General features: G+C 70.6%; 20 protein-coding genes. 4 read left to right on the top strand and 16 right to left on the bottom strand.

The window, feature by feature from the left end:
• Positions 1 to 170: 170 nt before the first annotated feature.
• Entirely contained in the window at positions 171 to 632 is a 462-nt protein-coding gene (locus tag EP757_RS43475; protein ID WP_197725392.1) for a class F sortase, read from the bottom strand.
• A 542-nt stretch (positions 633 to 1,174) separates the two neighbouring features.
• Complete coding sequence (locus EP757_RS27335; RefSeq protein WP_127550728.1) at positions 1,175 to 1,735, bottom strand: hypothetical protein; 561 nt, start codon at positions 1,733 to 1,735, stop codon at positions 1,175 to 1,177.
• 194 nt (positions 1,736 to 1,929) lie between these two features.
• Between EP757_RS27335 and EP757_RS27340 the strand changes: the two genes are divergently transcribed.
• Entirely contained in the window at positions 1,930 to 2,550 is a 621-nt protein-coding gene (locus EP757_RS27340; protein ID WP_127550730.1) for a DUF2510 domain-containing protein, read from the top strand.
• A gap of 889 nt (positions 2,551 to 3,439) precedes the next feature.
• On the opposite strand, the gene EP757_RS27350 is transcribed toward EP757_RS27340, so the two are convergent.
• The gene (locus EP757_RS27350; protein WP_127550732.1) at positions 3,440 to 4,939 is read right to left on the bottom strand and encodes a M28 family metallopeptidase; all 1,500 of its coding nucleotides are present in this window, start codon (positions 4,937 to 4,939) and stop codon (positions 3,440 to 3,442) included.
• 112 nt (positions 4,940 to 5,051) lie between these two features.
• Here EP757_RS27350 and EP757_RS27355 point away from each other — a divergent pair, with 112 nt between their 5' ends.
• Positions 5,052 to 6,647 (top strand): alpha/beta hydrolase, encoded by a 1,596-nt coding sequence (locus EP757_RS27355; protein ID WP_127550734.1) that lies wholly within the window; start codon positions 5,052 to 5,054, stop codon positions 6,645 to 6,647.
• Positions 6,648 to 6,734: 87 nt separating this feature from the next.
• Here the strand turns inward: EP757_RS27355 and EP757_RS27360 are convergent, their stop codons facing one another.
• From EP757_RS27360 to EP757_RS27375, 4 genes are read right to left on the bottom strand one after another with little or no spacing between them, the layout of a single operon-like run.
• On the bottom strand, positions 6,735 to 7,514 hold the full coding sequence (locus EP757_RS27360) for an ABC transporter ATP-binding protein (RefSeq protein ID WP_127550736.1): 780 nt from the start codon (positions 7,512 to 7,514) through the stop codon (positions 6,735 to 6,737).
• Positions 7,515 to 7,524: 10 nt separating this feature from the next.
• Positions 7,525 to 8,295 (bottom strand): ABC transporter permease, encoded by a 771-nt coding sequence (locus tag EP757_RS27365; protein WP_127550738.1) that lies wholly within the window; start codon positions 8,293 to 8,295, stop codon positions 7,525 to 7,527.
• On the bottom strand, positions 8,292 to 9,095 hold the full coding sequence (locus EP757_RS27370; protein ID WP_127550740.1) for an ABC transporter permease: 804 nt from the start codon (positions 9,093 to 9,095) through the stop codon (positions 8,292 to 8,294). The genes EP757_RS27365 and EP757_RS27370 overlap by 4 nt, the downstream gene beginning before the upstream one ends.
• Positions 9,092 to 10,063 carry an ABC transporter substrate-binding protein gene (locus EP757_RS27375; protein ID WP_232050028.1) on the bottom strand — a complete coding sequence of 324 codons (972 nt, stop codon included), beginning with the start codon at positions 10,061 to 10,063 and terminating at the stop codon, positions 9,092 to 9,094. The genes EP757_RS27370 and EP757_RS27375 overlap by 4 nt, the downstream gene beginning before the upstream one ends.
• A gap of 100 nt (positions 10,064 to 10,163) precedes the next feature.
• Between EP757_RS27375 and EP757_RS27380 the strand changes: the two genes are divergently transcribed.
• Positions 10,164 to 10,940, top strand: coding sequence for an IclR family transcriptional regulator C-terminal domain-containing protein (locus EP757_RS27380; protein WP_127550747.1), 777 nt, complete (start codon positions 10,164 to 10,166; stop codon positions 10,938 to 10,940).
• Positions 10,941 to 11,012: 72 nt separating this feature from the next.
• Complete coding sequence (locus EP757_RS27385; protein ID WP_127550749.1) at positions 11,013 to 13,157, top strand: bifunctional diguanylate cyclase/phosphodiesterase; 2,145 nt, start codon at positions 11,013 to 11,015, stop codon at positions 13,155 to 13,157.
• Between the two features lie 26 nt (positions 13,158 to 13,183).
• On the opposite strand, the gene EP757_RS27390 is transcribed toward EP757_RS27385, so the two are convergent.
• The 9 genes from EP757_RS27390 to EP757_RS27430 form a co-directional block, all read right to left on the bottom strand.
• Positions 13,184 to 14,362: an IPT/TIG domain-containing protein gene (locus tag EP757_RS27390; RefSeq protein ID WP_127550751.1), complete on the bottom strand. Its 1,179-nt coding sequence runs from the start codon at positions 14,360 to 14,362 to the stop codon at positions 13,184 to 13,186.
• Positions 14,363 to 14,389: 27 nt separating this feature from the next.
• Positions 14,390 to 15,337: an ABC transporter substrate-binding protein gene (locus tag EP757_RS27395; protein ID WP_197725394.1), complete on the bottom strand. Its 948-nt coding sequence runs from the start codon at positions 15,335 to 15,337 to the stop codon at positions 14,390 to 14,392.
• A complete protein-coding gene (locus tag EP757_RS27400; protein WP_370457871.1) occupies positions 15,334 to 15,915 on the bottom strand; it encodes an ATP/GTP-binding protein in 582 nt (193 codons plus the stop codon). The genes EP757_RS27395 and EP757_RS27400 overlap by 4 nt, the downstream gene beginning before the upstream one ends.
• On the bottom strand, positions 15,896 to 16,267 hold the full coding sequence (locus EP757_RS27405) for a DUF742 domain-containing protein (protein WP_127550756.1): 372 nt from the start codon (positions 16,265 to 16,267) through the stop codon (positions 15,896 to 15,898). The genes EP757_RS27400 and EP757_RS27405 overlap by 20 nt, the downstream gene beginning before the upstream one ends.
• Entirely contained in the window at positions 16,264 to 16,689 is a 426-nt protein-coding gene (locus tag EP757_RS27410) for a roadblock/LC7 domain-containing protein (protein WP_127550758.1), read from the bottom strand. Before EP757_RS27410 ends, EP757_RS27405 begins: the two co-directional genes overlap by 4 nt.
• A complete protein-coding gene (locus EP757_RS27415; protein WP_127550760.1) occupies positions 16,686 to 18,830 on the bottom strand; it encodes a nitrate- and nitrite sensing domain-containing protein in 2,145 nt (714 codons plus the stop codon). Before EP757_RS27415 ends, EP757_RS27410 begins: the two co-directional genes overlap by 4 nt.
• Positions 18,831 to 19,067: 237 nt before the next feature.
• Complete coding sequence (locus EP757_RS27420; protein WP_127550762.1) at positions 19,068 to 19,574, bottom strand: sarcosine oxidase subunit gamma; 507 nt, start codon at positions 19,572 to 19,574, stop codon at positions 19,068 to 19,070.
• A complete protein-coding gene (locus EP757_RS44100) occupies positions 19,567 to 22,269 on the bottom strand; it encodes a 2Fe-2S iron-sulfur cluster-binding protein (protein ID WP_232050029.1) in 2,703 nt (900 codons plus the stop codon). Before EP757_RS44100 ends, EP757_RS27420 begins: the two co-directional genes overlap by 8 nt.
• Positions 22,266 to 22,508, bottom strand: a complete 243-nt coding sequence (locus EP757_RS27430) for a sarcosine oxidase subunit delta (RefSeq protein WP_127550764.1) — start codon at positions 22,506 to 22,508, stop codon at positions 22,266 to 22,268. The genes EP757_RS44100 and EP757_RS27430 overlap by 4 nt, the downstream gene beginning before the upstream one ends.
• Between the last annotated feature and the right edge of the window lie 9 nt (positions 22,509 to 22,517).

Raw genomic sequence — 22,517 nt, forward strand, 5'->3', positions numbered from 1 at the left:
CGAACCTCCATGTCAAGCGCCCCGATCCGGCATACCGGGGTGCATCCGGACGAGACACCCGGGTTCCGGAACCTAGAGCCCTCGAAACCGGTTCCGCAACCGCTTCCATCAACCCTTCCTCGTACGCCTTGAGCGACCGTGCGGATCCCCTACCGTCAGGGCCCGGCGCTTCACCCGGGCCGGGGCGCCGCGTAGACCACCACGTTGTCCCGGTAGCTCCTGCTGCTCCGGTCGAAGCTCCCCCCGCACGTGATCAGCCGCAGCTCGGCCCGATCCACGGCGCCGTAGACCTCATCGCTCGGAAAGGCGTGCTTCGGATAGGTGGCGACCCGGTACACCTCGAACGTCGCCGCGGAGCCGTCCTTCCGCCGTACCGTGATGGTGTCGCCCAGATCGAGCTCCCGCAGCCGGAAGAAGACCGCGGGCCCCTCCCGCGCCGAGTCGACGTGTCCGGTGAGGACGGCCGCGCCGGGCTCACCGGGGGTGGGCGAGCCGCGGTACCAGCCGGCCGGGGCGTCAGCCTTCAGCGGCGGCACCTCCAGAGTGCCGTCGGCGCGGAGCCCGAGACCGCTCACCGCGGTCTTCAGGTCGACGGCCGGAATCTCGAGCCTGACCGGCACGGACCGTTTCATGCCCTTGACGGTCGTCTTGTGCGGCGGCGCGGAAGGCGGAGCGGGAACGGAATCGACGTCCTGATCAGTCTCGGACTTCGGCGCTTGAGGCGCGCCCGTGCTCGCCGTCGATGTGCCGCCGTTCGGCGCGTTCCCGGCCGCCTGCCCTGCCTGAGCGGGGCTCACTGCCTGCGCCGACTGCCCGGCCCCCGCGATTTGCCCTGTCTGTTCCGCTTGCCCTTCCTGCCCTGGTCGCCCTGCCTGTGCTTTTTGCCCATCTTGTCCGGCCGTGTTCTGTCCGGCTTGAACGGCTTGTTCGGCTGCGGCGGCCACCGGTGGCAGTGTCGACGCCTCGGAGCGCAGCCCCATCGCGGTACTGGCGACACCCAGCACCGCGAGCAGGGCCGCGAGTCCCGCGGCGCGGCGGTCGCGGATCCGGGGCATCGTCGGGTGCGTGGCGCTGGGCTCGCGGTTCCAGGGCATCGTCGGCTGCGCGGCGCGGGGGTCGCGGATTCGGGGCATCGTCGGGTGCGTGGCGCGGGGGTCGCGGATCCGGGGCATCGTCAGGCGCGCGGCCGGCGGCTCACCGCGTAGGTGGCCGTCCCGAACGCCGCCATCAGCAAGAACACACCCATCACCAGGAACGGGACCCGCCGGTCGGCCGCGCCACTACCGCCACCGGCGTCGACGCCGCCCTTGGGAGTCGGAGGAGTGGTCGTCTCCTCGCCCTCACCGCCGCCGCCGTTGTCGCCGCCGGGATTGCTGCCGCCGTTGTCGCCGTCCCCGGGAGCGCTCGTGGTGGGGTAGGCGCTCACGCCGCCACCACCCGGATTCCCGCTGGCGCCACCGGGGTCGGTGCTGCCGCCGGGATTCGCGCTCGCGCTGCCGTTGCCGGGGTTGCCGCCGCCCGGGTTCCCGTTGCTCGGCTCCGGGTAGGGCCCCGAAGCAGCGGGCCCCGAAGCGCTGGCCCCCGGCGTAGTCGGCTGCCCCGTGTTGTCACCGTTGTTGTCGCAGGTGGCGAGCACGATGAACAGCAGAATCAGCGCCAGGAGCAACCCGACGCCCAGGGCGATGGCCCGATCACGGCGCCCACGGCGCGCCGGTGCCGCATGACTTGAGGACACGAGGTGCCTTTCGTCGAGAAACGGCACATCCCGGGAGGGACGGTTGGCGCCACGTTAATGACCCCGCGTCCGAAGCGCGACCCCATGTCCGTGATCGGTCACTTTCCGCCTGCGCTCGGCCTGGGCTCAGGGTGTGGACGGAAGGGCCGATCGGAAGGGGTGGCCCGGTAGTCCGGTCGGAAGGACGCACGCTCATGACCAGCCCCGCGCAGCCTTCGGGAGCGCCCGCCGGATGGTACGCGGACCCGCACGGCCTCCCCGCCCTGCGCTGGTGGGACGGCCGGGAGTGGACCGCCCACATCCAGCCGGGCGCGACGGCGACGGTGCCGGGAGTGCCCGCCGCGACGGCCACCGGCTCACCGTTCCCGCACGACCCCACCGGCCCGCCGGTTCCGGGCGCGCACACCGCCGAGGCGCCCGGCGTGTTGGCCCCGAGTACCGCCGAGCTGACAGCCCCGTCGATCACGGCGCCGTCCGGGATGGCGCAGCAGCCGTTCAGCGGGTACTCGATGCAGCCCGTGGACGCCGTCTCCCCTCAGCTCGGCTACACCACACCGGCCACCCCGCACGGCCCGCGCCCGGCCGCTTCCCCGGAGACGGAGGCGGAGGACTCGGCGCCCCGCAACCGGGCCGTCGTCGTCGGCGCCGTCAGCCTGCTGATCAACCCGTTGCTGCTCTGCTCGATCTACGCCGTCGTGCTCGGCGTCCGCGGCCTGCCCGACGCCCGCCGGACGAGCACCCTGGCCATCGTCCTGGGCGGCGCCGGAGTGCTGACCCACATAGCCCTGGTGTTCCTGCTGACGCACGTCCTCTGACGCGTCCCTTTGCCCCGCAGCCCTCCTGCCGCCACCCTGGCGCCGCCCTCCTGCCGCCGCCCGCCCTGGGCGATCTTGAGCGATTTCTGACCGCCGAGAGGCAGAAGTCGCTCAAGATCTGCTGTTTGGCTCGTGGCGTGGGCTTGTGGCGCGGGTGCGTGTGACGGGCCGGCCGGCGTGAGGAACTGACGGCCGTGAGGTGCGGAGTGGCGTGAGGTGCGAGTGGTGTGAGGTGCGGAGCGGTGTGAGGTGCGGGCCGGGTATGCGTTCTTGGGCGATTCCTGATCCGTGGGTGGCAGAAGTCGCTCAAGATCTGCCAACTGCCAACTGCCGACTGCCGCCCTGCCGCCCGCCCTGGGCGATCTTGAGCGATTCCTGACCGTCGGGAGGCAGAAGTCGCTCAAGATCCGCTGTTCGGCGTGTGGCGTGTGGCGTGTGTCTTGTGGCGCGGGTGCGTGTGGCGGGCTGGCCGGCGTGAGGAACTGACGGCCGCGAGGTGCGGATTGGTGTGAGGTGCGGAGTGGCGTGAGGTGCGAGTGGTGTGAGGTGCGGGCTGAGTATGCGTTCTTGGGTGATTTCTGATCCGTGGGTGGCAGAAGTCGCTCAAGATCTGCCGACCGTCGACCGTCGACCGTCGACTGCCGACTGCCGACTGCCGACTGCCGACTGCCGACTGCCGTGTGCCGTGTGCCGCTCGCAGTGTGCCGCCCGCCGCGTGCCGCCTGCGGTGTGCCGCCAGCCGCCTGCCGCCCGCCGCCCGCCGCATATCGCGTGCCGCTCGCCGCGTCGCGGACTGGTGCCTCGCCCGTCGAGCGGGCCGGCGTGAGGGGACGACGCACAGGCCTGCCGCCCCGGACAACGGGACGGCAGGCCCGGCGAGGCGGGAATCTCAGGACTGAACGATCTTCAGGTTGTCGACCGCAGCCTCGACGAGGGACGCCGTACCGGCATCGGCTGCTTCGACCTGGATGCGGACGGTCTGGCCGGCGTACGAGGAGAGGTTCGCCGTCGCCGCCGCCCACGCCGCCGCCCGGTTGCTGGCCGCGCCGGTCAGCGTGGCGAGGGTCGTCGTGGTCGAGCCGGAGACGATCCGGACCCGCAGATAATCGGCGCTGGTGGCGTTGTTCAGGTGGGCGAGGTACCACGACCAGGACAGGGTCAGCGTGCCCGACGACGGCAGGGTGACGGACGGGCCGGTCAAGGACGAGATGCCGCCGTCGAGGTCGTTGGCGCCGGCGCTGGATCCGGCCGTGGCGCCGGTGATCAGCGCGTTGCTGCCGCTCGCCGCCGCGTCGAGCTGGGTGGCGACGCCGGAGCTGCTGGTGGCCGCCGGGTTGCCGCGTTCGAAGAGCCCCGCCGTGGCGGTGTCGGCCGTCCCGCGCGTCCACGAGGTGGCCGTCTCCAGATCGTCGGCCCACACGGTGGAACCGGCGGGAGTGCCGGCGGCCAGGGTCCAGACCGAGTACGCGATGGCGTCCGAGTTCCGGTCGAGGGCCGTGTCGTTGATGTTCGACGTCGTGTCGCAGGAGGCGTGGTAGCACGGGTCGAACCGGGTCGCGGTGCCACCCCAGAGGGCGACCTGGGCGGAGGTCTTGGTGCCTTCGGCGCCGGTGAAGATGCCGCCGGCCGGGATGCCCGCGGAGATGAACGGGCCGTAGTCGCTGCGGCCGTCGAAGTCGGTGCCGCGGGTGGCGACGCCGATCGAGGTGAAGTACGCCGCCAGGGTCTGCTCGATCTGCGCCGAACCGGCGGGGCCCGGTCCCGCCCCGGTGCCGTCCGAGTTGTCGCCGTCGTACAGGAAATATCCGGGGTTGGGAGAACCGATCATGTCGAAGTTCAGGTAGCCGGTGATCGCCGCCTTCTGGGCCGACGACAGCGAGTTCACGTAGGCCGTGGAGCCGCGCAGGCCGAGCTCCTCCGCGCCCCACCAGGCGAACCGCAGGTGCCGGCCGGGCTGGAACCCGGTCCGGGAGACCTGCAGCGCCACTTCGAGGATGCCCGCCGAGCCGGAGCCGTTGTCGTTGATGCCGGGGCCGGCGGTGACGCTGTCCAGGTGCCCGCCGATCATCAGCGTGTCGGAGGTGTCGCCGCCGGGCCAGTCGGCGATCAGGTTGTAGCCGGTGGCGCCGTTGTACGTGAACGACTGCTGGGTGGTGGTGAAGCCGGCCGCGTCGAGCAGGTTCTTCACGTACGTGACGGAGGCGAGGTATCCGGGCCGTCCGTGCGCCCGGTTGCCGCCGTTGGCGGTCGCGATGCTCTGCAGCTGGGTGAGGTGGGCCTTGACGTTCGCCACCGAGATGTCCGGTGCGGCGGCCGCGGCGGCCTGGGCCGGGACCGCGAGCAGGCTGACGGAAAGGGCTGCGACGCCGATCAGGGGAAGTCTGCGCATGGAACGGAGCATCGCAGGACCCGCAGCTCAGGCCTTCATATCAATAGATGCATATCGCCGTATCCAAAATGACCTCTATAAACGACATCATTGAATGCTTAGAGTGCACAGGATGCGAAGAGTCATTGCGGCCACCCTCGCCGCGTCCGTCGGGCTCCTGATCGGAGCCGGCACGGTCCCAGCCTCGGCTTCCGCTCACCGCGAGCCGGGTTACACCCCGCCCCCGATCGACTGGGGGAAGTGCGCGAGCGCGGGCCTGAACGCCCGCGGCGGGGAGTGCGGTTTCCTCGTCGTCCCCCTGGACTACGCCAAGCCCAAGGGCACGAAGATCAAGATCGCGGTCTCCCGGATCAAGCACAAGTCGAGCGCGGCGCAGTACCAGGGCGTCATGCTCACCAACCCGGGCGGCCCCGGCGGTTCCGGGCTGACCCTCTCGGTCCTCGGCGAGTACGTGCCGGACAACGCCGGCAGCTACTTCGACTGGATCGGTTTCGACCCGCGCGGTGTCGGCTCCAGCGTCCCCTCGCTGACCTGCGACGTGAACTACGCGGGCTACAACCGGCCGTACTACGTGCCGGTCACCAAGAAGCTGGAGAAGACCTGGCTGGCGAAGGCCAAGGGGTACTCGAAGGCTTGTGACGCCGCGGGCGGCGCGCTGCTCGACCACGTCAAGACCACCGACACGGTCGCCGACATGGAGAGCCTGCGGAAGGCCCTCGGCCAGAAGCAGATCAACTACTACGGCTTCTCCTACGGCACCTATCTCGGCCAGGTCTACGCCACGCTGCACCCGGACAAGGTGCGCAAGTTCGTCTGGGACGGTGTGGTCAACCCGGAGCGGGTCTGGTACGACGCGAACCTCGACCAGGACATCCAGTTCGACAAGAACATGGACGTCTACTTCGCGTGGGTCGCCAAGTACGACTCGATCTACCACCTCGGCAAGACCGCCAAGGTCGTGAAGCAGAAGTACTACTCGACCCTCCACTCGCTGATCAAGAAGCCGGCCGCCGGCAAGATCGGCCCGGACGAGTGGAACGACATCTTCGTCTCGGCCGGCTACTACGTCTTCGGCTGGGAGTCGACGACCGAGGCGTTCGCCGCGTGGGTGAACGACAAGGACCCGTCGCTGCTGCTGGAGAACTACGCCGAGCCGGGCGCCGCGGGTTCCGACAACGGGTACGCCATGTACCTCGCGGTCCAGTGCACCGACGTCAAGTGGCCGACCAACTGGTCCAAGTGGCAGCGGGACAACTGGAGGATCCACGCCAAGCACCCGTTCATGGCGTGGAACAACGCCTGGTACAACGCTCCGTGCATCACCTGGGGCGCCAAGCCCGGCAAGCCGGTCGAGATCAAGGGCAAGAAGGCTCCGGAGATCCTGCTGATCGCCGAGACGAACGATGCGGCCACGCCGTACTCGGGCGCTCTCGAGGTCCGCAAGCGGTTCGGAAAGTCGGTGCTGGTGGAGGGTGTCGGCGGCACCACGCACTCCGGTTCGCTGAACGGGATCGCGTGCACCGACGACATCATCGCGGACTACCTGGCCACCGGCGCGCTGCCGGACCGGGTCCGCGGCAACCGTTCCGACGCCCAGTGCGACCCGGTTCCGCAGCCGGTTCCCTCGGCGGCCACCGCGTCGACGTTCTCCAAGAAGGCGGCGGCGGGTCTTCCCGCTGACATCCGCGCGGAGATCGGCGTCCGGTAAAACCATGTGAAGGCCCGGGCAGGAGATCCCGCCCGGGCCTTCACCCTTTCCTTGTACGCCGGCACTCCCGCTCTCACCGAGCGGCCGTCACTTCGACGTGGCGGCCTTCTTGGCGAGCTGGATCTGCTCGTACACATGAGTGCGAAGCTCCACGAACCGCGGGTCGGCCCGGGTGTGCAGCTGATCGCGCTCGGCCGGCAGATCGATTTTCAGCTCGTCCTGCACGACCGTCGGCGACGACGACAGCATCACGACCCGGCGGCCGAGGTAGACCGCCTCGTCGATGTCGTGCGTGACGAACAGGACCGTCACCTTGAGCCGCTGCCACAGCTTGCGGACCAGGTCCTCCAGGTCGGCCCGGGTCTGCGCGTCGACGGCCGCGAACGGCTCGTCCATGAGCAGCGTCTCCGGCTCGTAGGCCACGGCCCGCGCGATGGCGACCCGCTGCTGCATGCCGCCGGAGAGCTGCCACGGGTACGCCGACTCGGTCCCGGTGAGACCGACCGCGTCGAGCGCCTCCTCGACGAGTTCCCGGCGGCGCGCCTTGGCGATCTTCTTCTGTTTCAGCGGCAGCTCGACGTTGTCGCGCACGCTCATCCAGGGGAACAGGCTGCGCCCGTACTCCTGGAAGACGACCGCCATGCCCGGCGGCGGCCCGGCGACGGCCTTGCCGTTGACGCGGACGTCCCCGCCGGTCGGTTCGAGCAGCCCGGAGATGCAGCGCAGCAGCGTCGTCTTCCCGCAGCCGGACGGACCGACCAGGCAGACCAGATCACCGTTGTCCACGGTGAACGTGAGATCGCGGAGCGCCTCCACCTCGCGGCTCCCGGACCGGTAGACCTTCCTCAGGCCTTTCACCTCAAGCATCGTGGCCCTCCTAGCCGGCCTGGCGCTGCGACTCGCGCAGCCCTTCGTACCACCGCAGCGCCCGCTTCTCGGCGAGCCGGAACACCAACGACAGCGCGAAGCCGAGCAGGCCGAGCAGGATGATCCCGCTCCACATCTCGGGGATCGCGAAGCTGCGCTGGAACTGCACGATGGTGAAGCCGAGGCCGTTGCTGGCCGCGAACATCTCGCTGATCACCATCAGGATGATCGCGATGGAGAGCGCCTGCCGGAGCCCCGTCACGATCTGCGGTCCCGCCGACGGCAGGACCACCTTGGTGATCCGGGCGACCCCGGTCACGCGATAGGAACGTGCGGTCTCCAGCACCACGCTGTCCACCGCCCGGACGCCCTCGACCGTGTTCAGCAGGATCGGCCAGACACAGCCGAAGACGATCACGATGACTTTCATGGTGTCCCCGATGCCGGCGAACAACATGATCACCGGAACCAGGACCGGGGGCGGGATGGCGCGGAAGAATTCCAGCACGGGCTCGCTGGCGTACCGGAGCCTGCGGTTGAGGCCGATGGCGAGACCCAGGCCGATGCCGAGCAGCGCCGCCAGCACGTATCCGGCGAAGAGCCGCAGCAGGCTCGGAAGCACATCGGACTTCAGCGCCTCCAAGGTCCACGTGTTCGCGAACGCCGTCAGGATGTCGGACAGCGGGGGAGCGTAGAAGCTCGTGCTGCCCGCGCTGAGGATCCACCACGCGCCGAACAGGATCAGCGGCAGTGCGAGCGCATAGATGACCTTGCGAATCATGCGATGACCTCCCCGCGCACGGACTGGTGCCAGGCGAGCAGGCGGCGCTCGCCGGTACGAGCCAGCAGGTTGATCAGGACGCCCAGAATGCCGGTCACGACGATCAGCGCGTACATGGTGGGCACCGCCTCGGAGGCCTGCGCTACCGCGATGTCCTTGCCGAGACCCGGCGATCCGATCACCAGTTCGGCGGTGATCGCCAGGATCAGGGCGACGGACGCGGCGAGCCGCACGCCGGTGAAGACGTAGGGCAGCGCGGTCGGCCAGAGCACGTACCGGACCCGGGCGAACGACGAGAACCGGTAGCTGCGCGCGGTCTCGTAGGCGACCGGGTCGACGTCGGCCACCCCGTACAGGACCTGCACGAGGACCTGCCAGAACGCGGCGTAGCAGACCAGCAGCAGCGTCGAGCCGATCTCGGTGCCGTAGAGGAGCACGGCCAGGGGGATGAGCGCGACCGACGGGATCGGCCGCAGGAACTCGACGGTGGACGCGGTCAGCGCGCGCAGCAGCGGCACCGATCCGATCACGAAGCCCGCGAGGACGCCGGCGGCCACCGCGATGAGCAGCCCCCAGCCCCACGCCACGAGCGTGTCCTTCAGCGAGATCCAGAACTGCGAGGTGCCGGCTTCGTCGGCCAGGGCCGAGAAGATCGCGCTGGTCGGCGGGAGGTACCTGTCGTCGACCAGGCCGAGCGTCGGCAGCAGTTGGATGACGAGGAGCAACCCGGCCAGGCCGGCCACACCCAGGAGAGCGGGGTGGCCGAGCCGGGCCGGGTCGCCACGACGAGCCGATGTCACGGGAGCAGCTTCTCCAGGTCCGGAGTGCCGGAGAAGATGCCGTCCTTCTCGCCGAGCTCGGCGAGGGTCTCGACCGAATCCACGTTGATCTCGACCGGCCACTTCGGCAGGACCAGGGCGGCGCGGTTCTTCTCGTCGATCTTGGTGTAGTCGGCGAGGATGGTGCGGACCGCGTCCGGGTTGGCGTCGGCGTAGGCGAGGGACTCGTTGATCGCCTCGGTGAACCGCTTGACCAGGTCCGGGTTCTTGCCGATCAGCTCGGTGGAGGCGAAGTACGCGGCCACCGACAGGTTCGGCGCGGCGTCCACGAACGTCGAGGCCACCTCGCGGCCACCGGCCGCCTTGATCGTGGTGAGCGTCGGCTCGACCACCCACGCGGCGTCGACCTGGCCGCCGTCGAGCGCGGCCGGCATGTTAGGGAACGGCATCTCGACGAACTCGATCTTCGCCGGGTCGCCGCCGGCCTTGCGGACCGACTCCCGGGTGACGGTGTCACCGATGTTCTTGAGCGTGTTCACCGAGATCTTCTTGCCGGCCAGGTCGGCGGCGGTCTTGATCGGGCTGTCGCCCTTGACCACCACGGCGCCGAAGTCCTTGGCCTGCTCGCCGGTGGAGGCGACGCCCGCGGCGACGGCCTTGATCGGCACGTTCTTGGTCTGGGCGATCATCAGCGAGGTCCAGTTGCTGAAGCCGAACTGGAACTGGCCGCTCACCACGCCGGGGACGATCGCAGCACCGCCCTGACCGGCTTCCATGGTCAGCTCGATGTTCCGCTTCGAGAAGAAGCCCTGCTTCTGGCCGAGGTAGATGGGCGCGACGTCGATGATCGGGATGACCCCGACCTTGACCTTGTCGACGCCGCCGGCGCTGTCGCCGCCACTGGAATCGGAGTCGCTGGAGGTGCCGCAAGCCGTCAGGGTGCCGGCGAGGGCTACCGCCACCATCCCCGCGAGGAGTCGCCGCCGCATATTTACTCCTTAGAAATCTGTGCGCATCACGAACATGAGTTCTCATGGAGAACGCTATGATGTGCCCCGTGTCACGTCAACGATTGGTTTCGATCATCTGATGCCGCGGGAACCGTACTACGTCCAGTCGCTCGAGCGGGGGCTCGCGGTGATCCGTGCATTCGACGCACAACATCGCGAACTGACCCTCAGCGACGTCGCACGGGCATGCGGTCTCACCCGAGCGGCGGCGCGGCGATTCTTGCTCACCCTCACCGATCTGGGGTATGTGCGGACCGACGGCAGGCTGTTCTCGCTGGCACCGAGGGTTCTCGAATTGGGGTACTCATACCTCTCCAGCCTCTCCCTGCCGGAGGTGGCCGAACCGCACCTGGAACGTCTCGTCACCCAGGTCCGCGAGTCGTCGTCTCTGTCAGTGCTCGACGGTGACGACGTGGTTTATATCGCCCGTGTCCCAACCAGCAGGATCATGCGGGTGGCGATCAACGTGGGCACGCGCTTCCCGGCGTACGCCACCTCGATGGGCCGGGTCCTGCTGGCGGCACTCCCGGAGGCGGAGCTCGACGCCTACCTGAGCCGCGCCAAGCTGGAACCCCTCACCGACCGCACCATCACCTCCCCGGACCTGCTGCGCGCCGAGATCGCCCGCGTCCGGGTGCAGGGCCACGCCCTCGTCGACCAGGAGTTGGAGGAGGGCCTGCGAGCCCTGGCCGCCCCGATCCACGACCGCAACGGCGAGGCGGCCGGCGCCGTCAACGTCTCCATCCACGCGGCCCGCGCCACCGTGGACGAGATCAGAGAGCGCTTGCTGCCCCCGTTGCTGGAGGCCGCCGCAGCCATCGAGTCCGACCTGAAGGTGGCTACGCCGCGGCGCTGACGGCCTGCTCGGCACGCCGCCCGGCGAGTCGGGCTCAAGAAAAGGCGTCCCCGGCCGAAATGACAGACCGTGATGGGGTGGCGCACCTGGGTGGCCTGCGGGCTCGCGGTGACCGCGGTCTACGCCCTGCTGCCCGAGGGCCTGCCCGCCATCGTGTGCGCGACGACGCTCTCGCTGACGTCGGTCGTGGTCATGGTGGCCGGTGCCCGGAAGCACCGCCCGGTCACCGCGATCTCCTGGTACGTCTTCGCCGCCGGCGTCTGCTCGTGGATCCTGGGCGACCTGCTCTACGCGTTCCGGCCGCCGTTCCCGTCCTGGGCCGACGCCTTCTACCTGGGCGCGTACCCGCTGCTCACCGTCGCGCTGTTCCGGCTCACCCGGCAGCGCGGGCCGATCTGGTCCGGCACCCTGATCGACTCGGCGATCATCGCGGTCGGCGTCGGCATCGTCTACTGGACGTTCCTGATCGAGCCGATCGTCACCGACCCGTCCAGGCCGCCGCTGACCCGGGCCGTCATCGCCGGCTATCCGACCGCCGGGGTGCTGCTCTGCGCGGTGATCATTCCGATCCTGCTGCGGCGCGGGCCGCGCACCCCGAGCCTCTGGATGCTGACGGCGGCCAGCGGGCTGACGCTGGTCTGCAACGTCCTCTACACGCTGGTCCCGGCCGGCCCGATCCGGCTGCTCTACACCGGCTACCTGGTGGCCTACGTCCTGTTCGCGGCCGCGGCGGCGCACCCGTCGATGGCCCTGCCGGCCGCCGGTGACGGCGACGCCCTGGGCCGCAGCCGGCTCGGCGTGCTCACCGCCTCGATGGTGCTGGTCCCGGCGGTGCTGCTGATCCGCGGCGACTGGCAGCGCTGGGGTGTCGTGGCGATCGGCTCGATGGTGCTGTTCGTGCTCGTCGCGACCCGGATGGCCGGGTACGTCCGCCGGGTCGACAGCCAGGCGCGCCGGCTGCGGGAGCTGGCCATGCACGACGACCTGACCGGCCTGCCGAACCGCCGCGAGCTGGAACAGCGGGCGTCCGCCGCGCTCGCCGACGGCCGCTGCCACATGATCGTCATCGACCTGGCCGGCTTCCGGCACGTCAACGACCGGCTCGGCCGCGCCGCCGGTGACGCCGCCCTGGTCGCGGTCGGTGAACTGCTGCGGTCCTGCTGCACGGCCGCCGGCGGCACGGCCGCGCGGATGGGCGCCGACGAGTTCGCGGTCCTGGTCCGCGCCGACGGCGAGGCCACCGCGAACCGGATCCTCGAGCTGCTCCGCCACCCGGTGCAGGCGGGCGAGCACGAGCTGCTGCTCACCCCGCGGCTGGGCATCGCGGCGGGCGAGACCGGGATGACGGCCGCCGAGCTGGTTCGCCGGTCGGACACGGCCCGGTACGCCGCCAAGTCGGCCGGCACGCCGCTGGTCCCGTACACGGCGCGGCTGGACGAGACCGCCGAGGCCGCCGAGCGTCTCGGCGCCGATCTGCGGCACAGCCTCGACGACGGCGACTTCCGGGTGGTCTACCAGCCGATCGTGTCCCTCGCGTCCGGGCGGATCGAGGCGGTCGAGGCGCTGGTGCGCTGGGATCACCCGGTACGCGGCCCGGTCAGCCCGGTGACCTTCATCCCGGTCGCCGAGGACAACGGCCTCATCGTCGAGCTCGGCGAGTGGATCATGCGGACCGCCTGCAGCCGGTTCGCCGAGTGGCGCCGGGACCTGGGGGAGGCCGCACCCCGGTACGTCAGCGTGAACGTGTCGGCCCGCCAGCTCAGCGAGCCCGGCTTCCCGGACGTGGTGGCCGGCATCCTGATGGACACCGGCGTACGCCCGGACGCCCTGCTCATCGAGGTGACCGAGACGGCCCTGTTCGGCGGCGGCGTGGCGATCGAGGCGGTCGAGACGCTGCACGCGGCGGGCATCCCGATCGCGCTCGACGACTTCGGCACCGGCCACTCGTCACTGGGGCTGCTGCGTACCGTCCCGGTCGACGTCCTCAAGGTCGACAAGTCGTTCGTCGACGAGATCACCGAGCCGGACCGGCAACCGGTCATCGTCGACGCGCTCATCCACGTCAGCAACGGCCTGGGCCTGCGCGCCGTCGCCGAGGGTGTCGAGACCGAGGAGCAGGCGGCCTACCTGCGCGGCCTGGGCTACCAGTACGCGCAGGGCTGGCACTTCGGCCGTCCGGTCGAGCACCCCGACTTCTCGGTGGCCGCGAAGGTGTGACGATGCGGCACCGATGGCGGGAGGCGTCAGTAGGGGGCCACCACGAAGACGGAGCCGCTGCTGATGATCGAGGCGCCGGCGGCGAGACCGGCGCCCGTGGAGCCGTTGGCGACGACGGTGACGATGTAAGCGCCGTCCGGGACGGGAGTGCCCAGCAGGTCGAGGTCGCAGACCAGCTCGGTGTCGCTGACCACCATGGCGACCACGCACTCGGCCACGCCGCGGTTGGTCTGCGGGTCGTAGGCGCCGATCACCAGGAACACGTGGCCGAGCGAGCTCGTGGCGTTGACGCCCGGGTCGAAGGTGATCCCGGAGAATCCGGCGCCGGTGATCGAGAGGGTGGCCGGGGCGCCCGAGGGGGCGGTGCTCGGCGCGACGGTGATGGCGTTGCTGTAGGTGAACGGGATCGCGTCCGCGGTGTTGCCGTCGCCGTTGGGATCCTGGCTGGTCACGGTGCCGCCGGGCGCCACGACGGTCAGGTACTGCCCGGTGGCCGGCGCCCGTGCCCCGGTCGTGGCGGTGAAGCTGGTGCCGCTCGACGACACCTTGATGTTCGTGAGCGCCGCCCCGCCGATCGTCGCGGTGATCGCGCCGGTGACCGGGGCCAGCCCGGTGCCGTTCACGGTGATCGCCTGGCCGCCGGCCGCGGGGCTGTTCGTCGGGCTGATCGAGGTGATGGTCGGCTTGATCGCGATCGTGTACGACGACGAGGCCAGCAGGGTGCTCGTGGTCGTGGACGTGCTGTCGTAGACGCAGACCAGCCACCGGGACTGCGTCTGGGTGCCGGCCAGGACCAGCCCGAGCGTGTTGATCGCGGGGTCCGGGTAGCCGGCGGTCGGCACCGGGAAGACGATCTTCCAGTTGGTGACCCGCTTGACCTGCGCCGGATCCACGGTCAGCACGCCCGCGGTGCTGGTGCTGCCGCTCGCGGCGATCGCGGTCTGTGCCTTCGCCCGGTCACTGCAGGTGGTGTTGCTGGCCGTGGTGGGGGAGAACTGGAACTGCACGACCGGGGTGACGCCGGCGAACGGCGTGACCGTCGTGCTGGGCGTCACCCACCCGACGATCGTGCCGCCCTCGCCGCTCGTCCCGAACGTCTTGCTCAGGTTGAGCGCCACCACCGCGGCCGAGGCGGGGGCGCTGAAACCGGCCAGGACCAGCACGGTCACGGCGATCACGGCGAGGATGGGACGGAAGCGGGTCATGCCCGGCAGCGTAAATCGCCGGGCGGGTCAGGGAAGCCATTTCTCCCAGGTCGCACGGTGGGCATCGGCCCATTTCTTCGCCGCCTGTGTCGCCGACAGGCCGTTCTGGGTCATGTCCCGCGCCACCTGGTTCTGATCGTCGTTCGTCCACGTCCAGTTCTTGATGAACGCCGCCGCCGGGTTGCCCGAGTCGACGAACGCCTTGCGACCGATCTTGTCGAGGTCGTACGACTGGTAGTCGCACGCGATCTCGTCCTTGTCGGCGTCGCAGCCCACCTTGTACGCCGGCAGCGGGACCCGGACGAGCTTCACGTCGGAGAGCAGCCACTGCGGCTCGTAGAAGTAGCCGAGCAGCGGTGTCTTCCTGGACTGCGCCTTCCGGAACGCCGTGATCAGCTTCTCCTCGCTGCCGGCGTAGACGACGGTGTAGTCCAGTTCCAGATTCTCGATCAGCGTGGCGTCGTTCGTGACGAACCCGGGGTCGCCGCCGAGGAACTGCCCCTTCTCACCGGACTCCTCGGTGCGGAACAGGTCGGCGTACTCGTTGAGCCTGGTCCAGTCGGTGATGTCCGGGTACGCCTTCGTCATCCACGCCGGCACGTACCAGCCGATCACGCCCTTGTTGCCGGTCAGGCCGAGCTCGACCGCGACCTTCTTGTTGTCGATGTACTTCTTCTTCTCCTCGTCGTGGCCCCAGTTCTCCAGGATCACGTCGACGCTGCCGTCGGCGATGCCGGCCCACGAGCTGATCTCGCTCAGCTCCTGGGTGGCGACCGTGCAGCCGAGTTCCGACTCCAGCAGGTACCCGACGACCGCGGCATTGGCGGCGTACCCGGACCAGGGGTTGACCGCGATGTTGACGGTTCCGCAGCGAGGGGTGGCGGCCACGCCCGGCGCGGGCGAGACGGCCGCCTCGCTGTTCGAGCATCCCGCCACCATGGCGAGGCCGAGGACCAGGGAGGACCAGCGTCTCATCGGGCCGCCCCCGCCCGCGCCGCGCGCCGGATCAGCACCTCTTCGGTGAGCCCGACCAGGACGCTCTTCACCGACTCGCGGTCCCGAGCGTCGCACTCGACGATCGGCACGCCGGCGCCGACCCCGAGGGCGTCGCGGACCTCGTCGAGCACGAACCGCTGGGCCCCGGTGAACCGGTTGACGCCGATGATGAACGGGATCGCGTGCTCCTCGAAGTAGTCGATCGCCGGGAACGAGTCCTCGATGCGCCGGGTGTCGACCAGCACGATCGCCCCGAGCGCGCCGTCGACCAGGTCGTCCCAGAGGAACGCGAACCGGTCCTGCCCGGGCGTGCCGAACAGGTAGAGCAGCAGCGCGTCGTCGAGCGTGATCCGGCCGAAGTCGAGCGCCACGGTCGTGGTGGTCTTGCCGGCGACCGCGGAGGTGTCGTCGATGCCGATCGACCGCTCGGTCATCTCGGCCTCGGTCACCAGTGGCTCGATCTCCGAGATCGCGCCGACGAAGGTGGTCTTGCCGACACCGAAACCGCCGCTGATGACGATCTTGACGGCGATCGGGTTAGAGGGCCCGGACACGATCCCTGATCCTTTCGATCACACTCGTGGAGAGTTCGCCGGGCTGGTCCTGGATGCTGAGGAAGCCCTGGGAGAGCAGGTCGCCGATGATCACCCGCGCCACGCCGAGCGGCGCCCGCAACGCCACCGCGAGGTCGGCGACCGACATCGGCCGCTGACAGAGCTCGACGGTCCGCATCGCCTCGAAGCGCAGCGGCGCCGAGAGCGCGGCCGGCGCCGCCCGGATCAGCGTCTCGATCCGCAGGCCGTCGTGCAGCGGCTGGGTACGCCCGCCGGTCAGCATGAACGGGCGGACCACCGGATCCTCGTCGGAGTCGGAGGGCCGGTGCGAGCCGGCGTAGGGGAAGGAGGTCATAGCGGCAGATGTTGCCTGGACTCTGCGATCAGGGCCGGGGTGAGCAGGCTGCCGAATCGCTCGGTGAGCAGCGAGATCTCGTAGCCGACCAGGCCCAGGTCGCAGTCGCTGCCGGCCACCACGCCGAGGCAGCTGCCGCCGGCGATCACCGAGACCAGCAGGAAGCCCCGGTGCATCTCGATCATGATGAGCTTCAGGCCGTCGAAGTCGTAGCGGCGCGACGCGCTGCGGGCCAGGCTCGCCAGACTGGAGACGATCGCGGCGAGCTGGTCCGCCTCGGCCCGGTTCAGGCCGTCCGAGCCGGCGATGAGCAGTCCGTCGGAGGAGACCGCCACGGCGTCGCGGACGCCGTCGGTCTGGTGCACGAAATTGCCGAGCAGCCAATTGAATTGGTGCCGATCCGCCGCCGTGTCAACGCTCATGATTCGTCCGTTCCTGTGGTTCCGGTTTTCAGAAAGCCCATTCCGCCGCGCAGAGCGTTGAGCCGATCCCGCACCGCCTCCGGCGAATCCTTCACCGGCGCCGGACGGTCCGTGACGGTGGTGGCGGTGGCCGTCTGCGGCTGGGCCCGTTGTGCCCGTGGCATTCGTTTGCGCAGGCCGTTCGCGGTCCGCGGAGCGTCCTCGGGGGAGGCGGCGGGCACGACCACGTATTCGATGTCCGACGATGGCAGGGGCCGCACCGGGGCTGGCGCCTCGATCGTGGCGGTGATCTGCCGGGCCGGCGGACTGACCGGAGCAGCGTCGGAGAGGATGGCGGCGGGCAGCGTGATCCGGGCGGTCACACCGGTCACCGGCGACGGGGTGAGCTGCACCGCGATGCCCATCTGCTGGGCCAGCCGGCCGACCACGTAGTGGCCCAGGAACCGGGCCGGCGCGGTGATGAAGTCGCCCTCGCCGCGCAGCCGCTCGTTGGCGCGCTCCAGGTCGGCCGCTGACATGCCGATGCCCTGGTCGGTCACCGCGATCAGGTAGTCGGCGCCGATCCGCCGGCCGTGGATCTCCACGTCCACGTCCGGCGGGGAGAACGACAGGCCGTTCTCGATCAGCTCGGCCAGCATGTGCGCGATGCCGCTGACCGTGGAACCGGCCACCATCGCCTCGTCGACCCGGCGCAGCGTGACCCGGCGGTACTCCTCCACCTCGGAGACCGCTGCCCGGATCACGTCGGAGACCTGCAGCGGCGAGGAGAGCTGCCGCGGGCTGGCCGCGCCGACCAGGACCAGCAGGCTCTCCGCGTTGCGGCGCATGCGGGTGGCGAGGTGGTCGAGCTCGAAGAGGTTGGCCAGGCCGGTCGGGTTCGACTCCTCGCGTTCCAGCTTGGTGATGAAGCCGAGCTGGCGGCGGAGCAGGTTCTGGTTGCGCCGGCCGAGGTTGGCGAGCGACTCGGCGGTGGTCCGGCGCAGCACCGCCTGCTCGGTGGCGAGCGAGTACGCCGTGGCCTGCACCCGGTCGAACGCGTCGGCGACCAGCCGTACCTCGACGCTGGCGCCGCGCGGGACCCGGACCGGCAGCGGCGGCGCCGTGCCGTCGCCGGCCGACGCCCGCCGGACCGCCTCGGGCAGCTGCTCACCGGCCAGCTTGTCCGCCTCCGAGGCCAGCACCGCGAGGGGCCGGGCCACCGACTGCGAGGCGACGGTGGCGAGCAGCACCGAACCGGCCAGGCAGATCAGCACGGCGCCGATCAGGACGGTGATCCGCACGGTGGCTTCGTTCTCCAGTGCCGTGGCGCGGGAGCTGATGACCGAGCCGACGTGGTGCTCCAGCTGCAGCATGTCGTCCAGGACCGTGGTGTGCGCGGACCACCAGGACTGCGGGTTGACCTGCAGGTTGCGGCCGTCGCCGGAGGCCAGGGCGACCTGTTCGAAGTACGCCGCCTCGCGGGCCGCGCCGGTGTCGAAGACGTACGCCTTCGCCGCCTTCTCGGTCGCGGTGGCGTAGCGGTCGAACGTGGCGAGCGCGGCGTCCTTCGTGGCGCGCATGGTCGCGAACTGGAGGAACTCGCCCTTGGAGAAGCCGCCCGCCGAGAAGACGCCGTTGAGGAACGCGCGCTCCTGGGCGGTGGCCTCCTTCGCCTCGCCGAGCGCTTGCAGGGCGGTGGCGCCGCGGCGGAGCTCGTCGTCGCCGGTGCCGTCCAGGTCGAAGTCGAGATTGCCCAGGTCGGCGATGCGGGCCGTGTAGAAGTCGAAGGTGGCCGCCCGTTCACCGGAGCCGGTGTCGGTGCCGGCCCGGACCCCGGCCAGGCCGTCCAGCTGCCGTACCGCCGCCGCCACCCGCTCGTCGATCTCGCCGCCGCCGATCAGCTTCTCCACGTCGACGCGCCGCAGGTCGACCTGGTCGCGGGCGGGCAGCAGCTCGGTGCGGAAGCCGTCGTTGCCGCCGAGCAGGCCGGCGGTCAGGCCACGCTCGGTCTGCAGGTCCTGGACCAGCTCCTGGACGGCGAGGTCGATGGTGACGGCGCGGGCGGTGTCCGAGGCGGACCGGTAGTTGCCGACCTCGCCGACCGCCACGATGGCGAGCAGCACCAGGGTGGCCGCGACGGGCAGGCCCAGCGTCCGGACCACGCGCCGCCGGATCGTCCCGCCTGATCCGCGAAGGCGTAACCGTCCTAAGCGAGAGGCGTGGACGGACAAGCGATCAGCTCCTCGATCGGCTGCCGATCGGCCCCGTTCCGGCCGGCACAAAAAAGATCATTAAAGATTCTTCAGAAAAGCGAGAACCGCGGGAATGGACTGATCTTCCGCGGTCGCCGGAACAGAATCTTCTCTTTGTCCTTGATGGTCAACAGTGCGGGCCGAAATTTAATATGGGAGCGCTTCCAACCCGTCGGCGGCGTCGGTCAGCCAGGCGGCCAGGTGAGCGGCGAACGAGGCGCGCACCAGAATCCGGAACCCGGATTCCCGGCGCAGAACGATCACCGGGCAGCGGGCCAGGGTGGTCTGTGCACAATCACCCACCGCGAAGACCCGCGGATGCAGATCGAGCGAGCAGCCGAAGGCGAGCAGTTCCCGGACGTGAGGACCGCCGAGGTCCAGAGTGGTGCGCTGCGCTGACACGTCCACGACGGAGGCGCCGGCGACCGCGATCCGGGCGCCGGGCGGGCCGAGCACGAGCCACTCGTCCGGGCCCAGGCTGAGGACGGTCAGCTCGCCGGCGGACGCGGAGCCGCCGGTGGGCGGGAGCGCGACGCCGAGAGCCCCGGGAGGGAGGCCGGCGCCCGGATCGGCGCGCAGGGTGGCCTGCGCCAGGAACGGGACCTCGGTGACGCCGGCCGGGAGGGCCACGCCGGCCAGGGGGGATTCAGCCATCGCGGCGGGCGCCTTCCGGGTCGTAGAGCACGGATCCGGTGATGGTCACCGGTACGAGGGAGTCGCCGACGGTGGCCCGCACGGTCTGCCCGAGACGGTCGCGGCCGCTGCTGACCAGGGCCAGCGCGAAGGTACGCCCCAGAGCGGCACTGCGATACGACGACGTCACGTGCCCCAGCACCTCGTTGCCGTCCAGCAGGTGAGCGCCCTCGGGCAGCAGGACACCGTCGTCCGGCAGTACGCCGACCAGCTGTTTCCGGCCGGCCCGGCCGGTGTCGGCCCGGGAGAACGACCGCTTCCCGATGAAGTCGGCCTTCTTCGTCGACACCGCCCATCCGAGCCCGAGGTCGTGCGGCGTGACCGTCCCGTCGGTGTCCTGCCCGATGATCGGGTACCCCTTCTCGGCGCGCAGCACGTGCATGGTCTCGGTGCCGTACGGCGTCACCCCGGACGGCAGCAGCGCCGTCCACAGCGCGAGGGCGTCCCACCAGCTCACGTTGATCTCGTAGGCCAGCTCACCGGAGAAGCTGATCCGGCAGACCCGGGCGGCGAGGCCGGCGACCGTCGCGTCCCGCCAGGTCATGAACCCGAACCCGGCACGGCTGACGTCGAGGCCGGGCGCGACGGCCGCGAGCACCTCCCGGGACCGGGGGCCGACCAGCGCGACGGTGGCCCACTGCTCGGTCACCGAGGTGCAGCGCACGCGCAGGTCCGGCCACTCGGTCTGCAGCCACTCCTCCATCCAGTCCAGGATCAGGGCGGCGTTGCCGGTCGTCGTGGTGACCAGGTAATGGTCGTCGGCGAGCCGGATCGCGGTCCCGTCGTCGAGCACCATGCCGTCCGGGCGGCACATCACGCCGTACCTGATGGCGCCGGGTTTCAGCGTGCTCATCATGTTCGTGTAGAGCCGGTCCAGGAACAGCGCGGCGTCCGTACCCCGGACGTCGATCTTGCCGAGCGTGGAGGCGTCCATCATGGCCACGTCCTCGCGCGCGGCCCGGCACTCGCGCAGCACCGCGGTGGTCATGTCCTCGCCGTCGCGCGGGTAGTACCACGGTCGTCTCCACTGGCCGACGTTCTCGAAGAGGGCGCCGTTCGCCTCGTGCCAGGAGTGCAGAGCGGTTCGTCGTACGGGGTCGGCGAGCATGCCCCGGTTACGTCCGGCGAGGGCGGCGAAGCTGACCGGGCGGTAGGGCGGGCGGAACGTGGTGGTGCCGAGCGCGCCCAGCTCGACGCCGAGCAGTTCCGCGACGACGCCACCGGTCAGCGTGCCGGAGGTCTTGCCCTGGTCGTGCGCGGTGCCGGCGGTGGTGTACCGCTTCATGTGCTCGGCCGAGCGCATCCCGGTCCCGGCGGCCCGCGCCAGATCGGCGACGGTCACGTCCCGCTGGAGGTCCACGAACTGGCTGCCCGGATCGCCCGGCAGCGTCCACACCGCGATCCCCGGCGTCCCGCGCAGCTCGTCGATCTCCGGCAGCTCCGGCCGGATCGCCGGGAAACCCGCGGCCCCGGCGGCACGCATGCCCGCCGCGGCCCCTTGCTCCAGGCATTCCTTCACGGCGTACGTCCCACCGGCCGCTCCGGCCACCTCCAGTCGCTGCCGGCAGTCCCCGTCCGGGCGGAAGGCCCCGAGTCCCGCGTCATAGGCGAGCCGCCCACCGGCCTGGCTCCAGAGCGCGCCCACCGGGTTCCAGCCGCCCGCGACGAGCAGCAGGTCGGCGTCGAACCGCCGGTCCCCGACCGTCACCGCCTCCACCTGCTCGTCGCCGATCACCGTGACGGGGGACCGGCCGGTCAGCACCTCGAAACCGCCGGAACGCGGCTCGGCCGGGCGCAGGTCGGCGATCGCGGCGATGTCGACGCCCGCGTCGCGCAGGTCCCGGGCCACGGCGTAGGCGCTGTCGTTCGTGGTGAGGACGACGGCCCGGCGACCGGCCAGCACGCCGTACCGGTGCAGGTAGGTCCGGGCCGCGGAGGCGAGCATGACGCCGGGCCGGTCGTTGCCGGTGAAGGCGAGGGAACGCTCGTGGGCGCCGGTCGCCAGCACGACGTGCCCGGCCCGGATGCGCCAGATCCGTTCCCGGGTGATGCCGTTCCTCTCGACGGCGACCACGTAGTTGTCGTCGTAGTAGCCGAACGCGGTGGTGCGGGTCAGCACTCGGGTCTCGGGGGCGGCGGCCAGCTCGGCGGTGATCGACTCCACCCAGTCGAGGTGGCGGCCGGCGCCGAGGAGGCTGCCGCCGAGGCGGGGCTGGTCGTCGACCACGATGACACGGGCGCCGGACGACGCGGCGGACGCGGCGGCGGCGAGACCGGCTGGTCCCGCGCCGATTATCAGGACGTCCGCATGAGCGTGCGTGCCGTCGTACCGGGAATGATCTTGATCTTCGGAAAGCCTGCCGCGGCCGCTCAGGCCTCGCGCGACGAGCCCGTCGGAGAGCTCCACGGTGGTGGCCGTCGTCATCGGCTCACCGAACGGCTCCTCGACCCGCACGATCGCGGTGGGCTCCTCCGGGCCGGCCGAGAAGATCCCTCGTGGACGGCCGAGGCGGATGCTCGTGGCGACCCGGCGCACACCGTTCGCGAGCAGCGCCGACGCGAGCGTGTCCCCCGGGAAGCCCTGGAGGTCGACGTCGTCGAACCGGAAGCGCAGTGGCCGGGTGCGATCGACGAGACCGCCGGTCGCCGCCCTCACGCGAGGATCTCGTTCGTCACGGTGTCCCGGGTCAGGCTGAACCAGCGGCGGCAGCCCGCGGTGTGGCACCAGCGTTCGCGGAACGGGCCCTTCGGGTTGTCGCGGAAGAACAGGTACTTCGCCCACTCCTCGTCGGAGAGCGCGGACGGGTCGGCGGGGTAGGCGACGCCCGCCTGCCCGCCGTAGTGGAACTCGGCCTCGTCGCGGCGCCCGCACCACGGGCAGGGGATGAGCATCATGATCGTGTC

The organism is Actinoplanes sp. OR16, from assembly GCF_004001265.1.
Classification (GTDB): Bacteria; Actinomycetota; Actinomycetes; order Mycobacteriales; family Micromonosporaceae; genus Actinoplanes.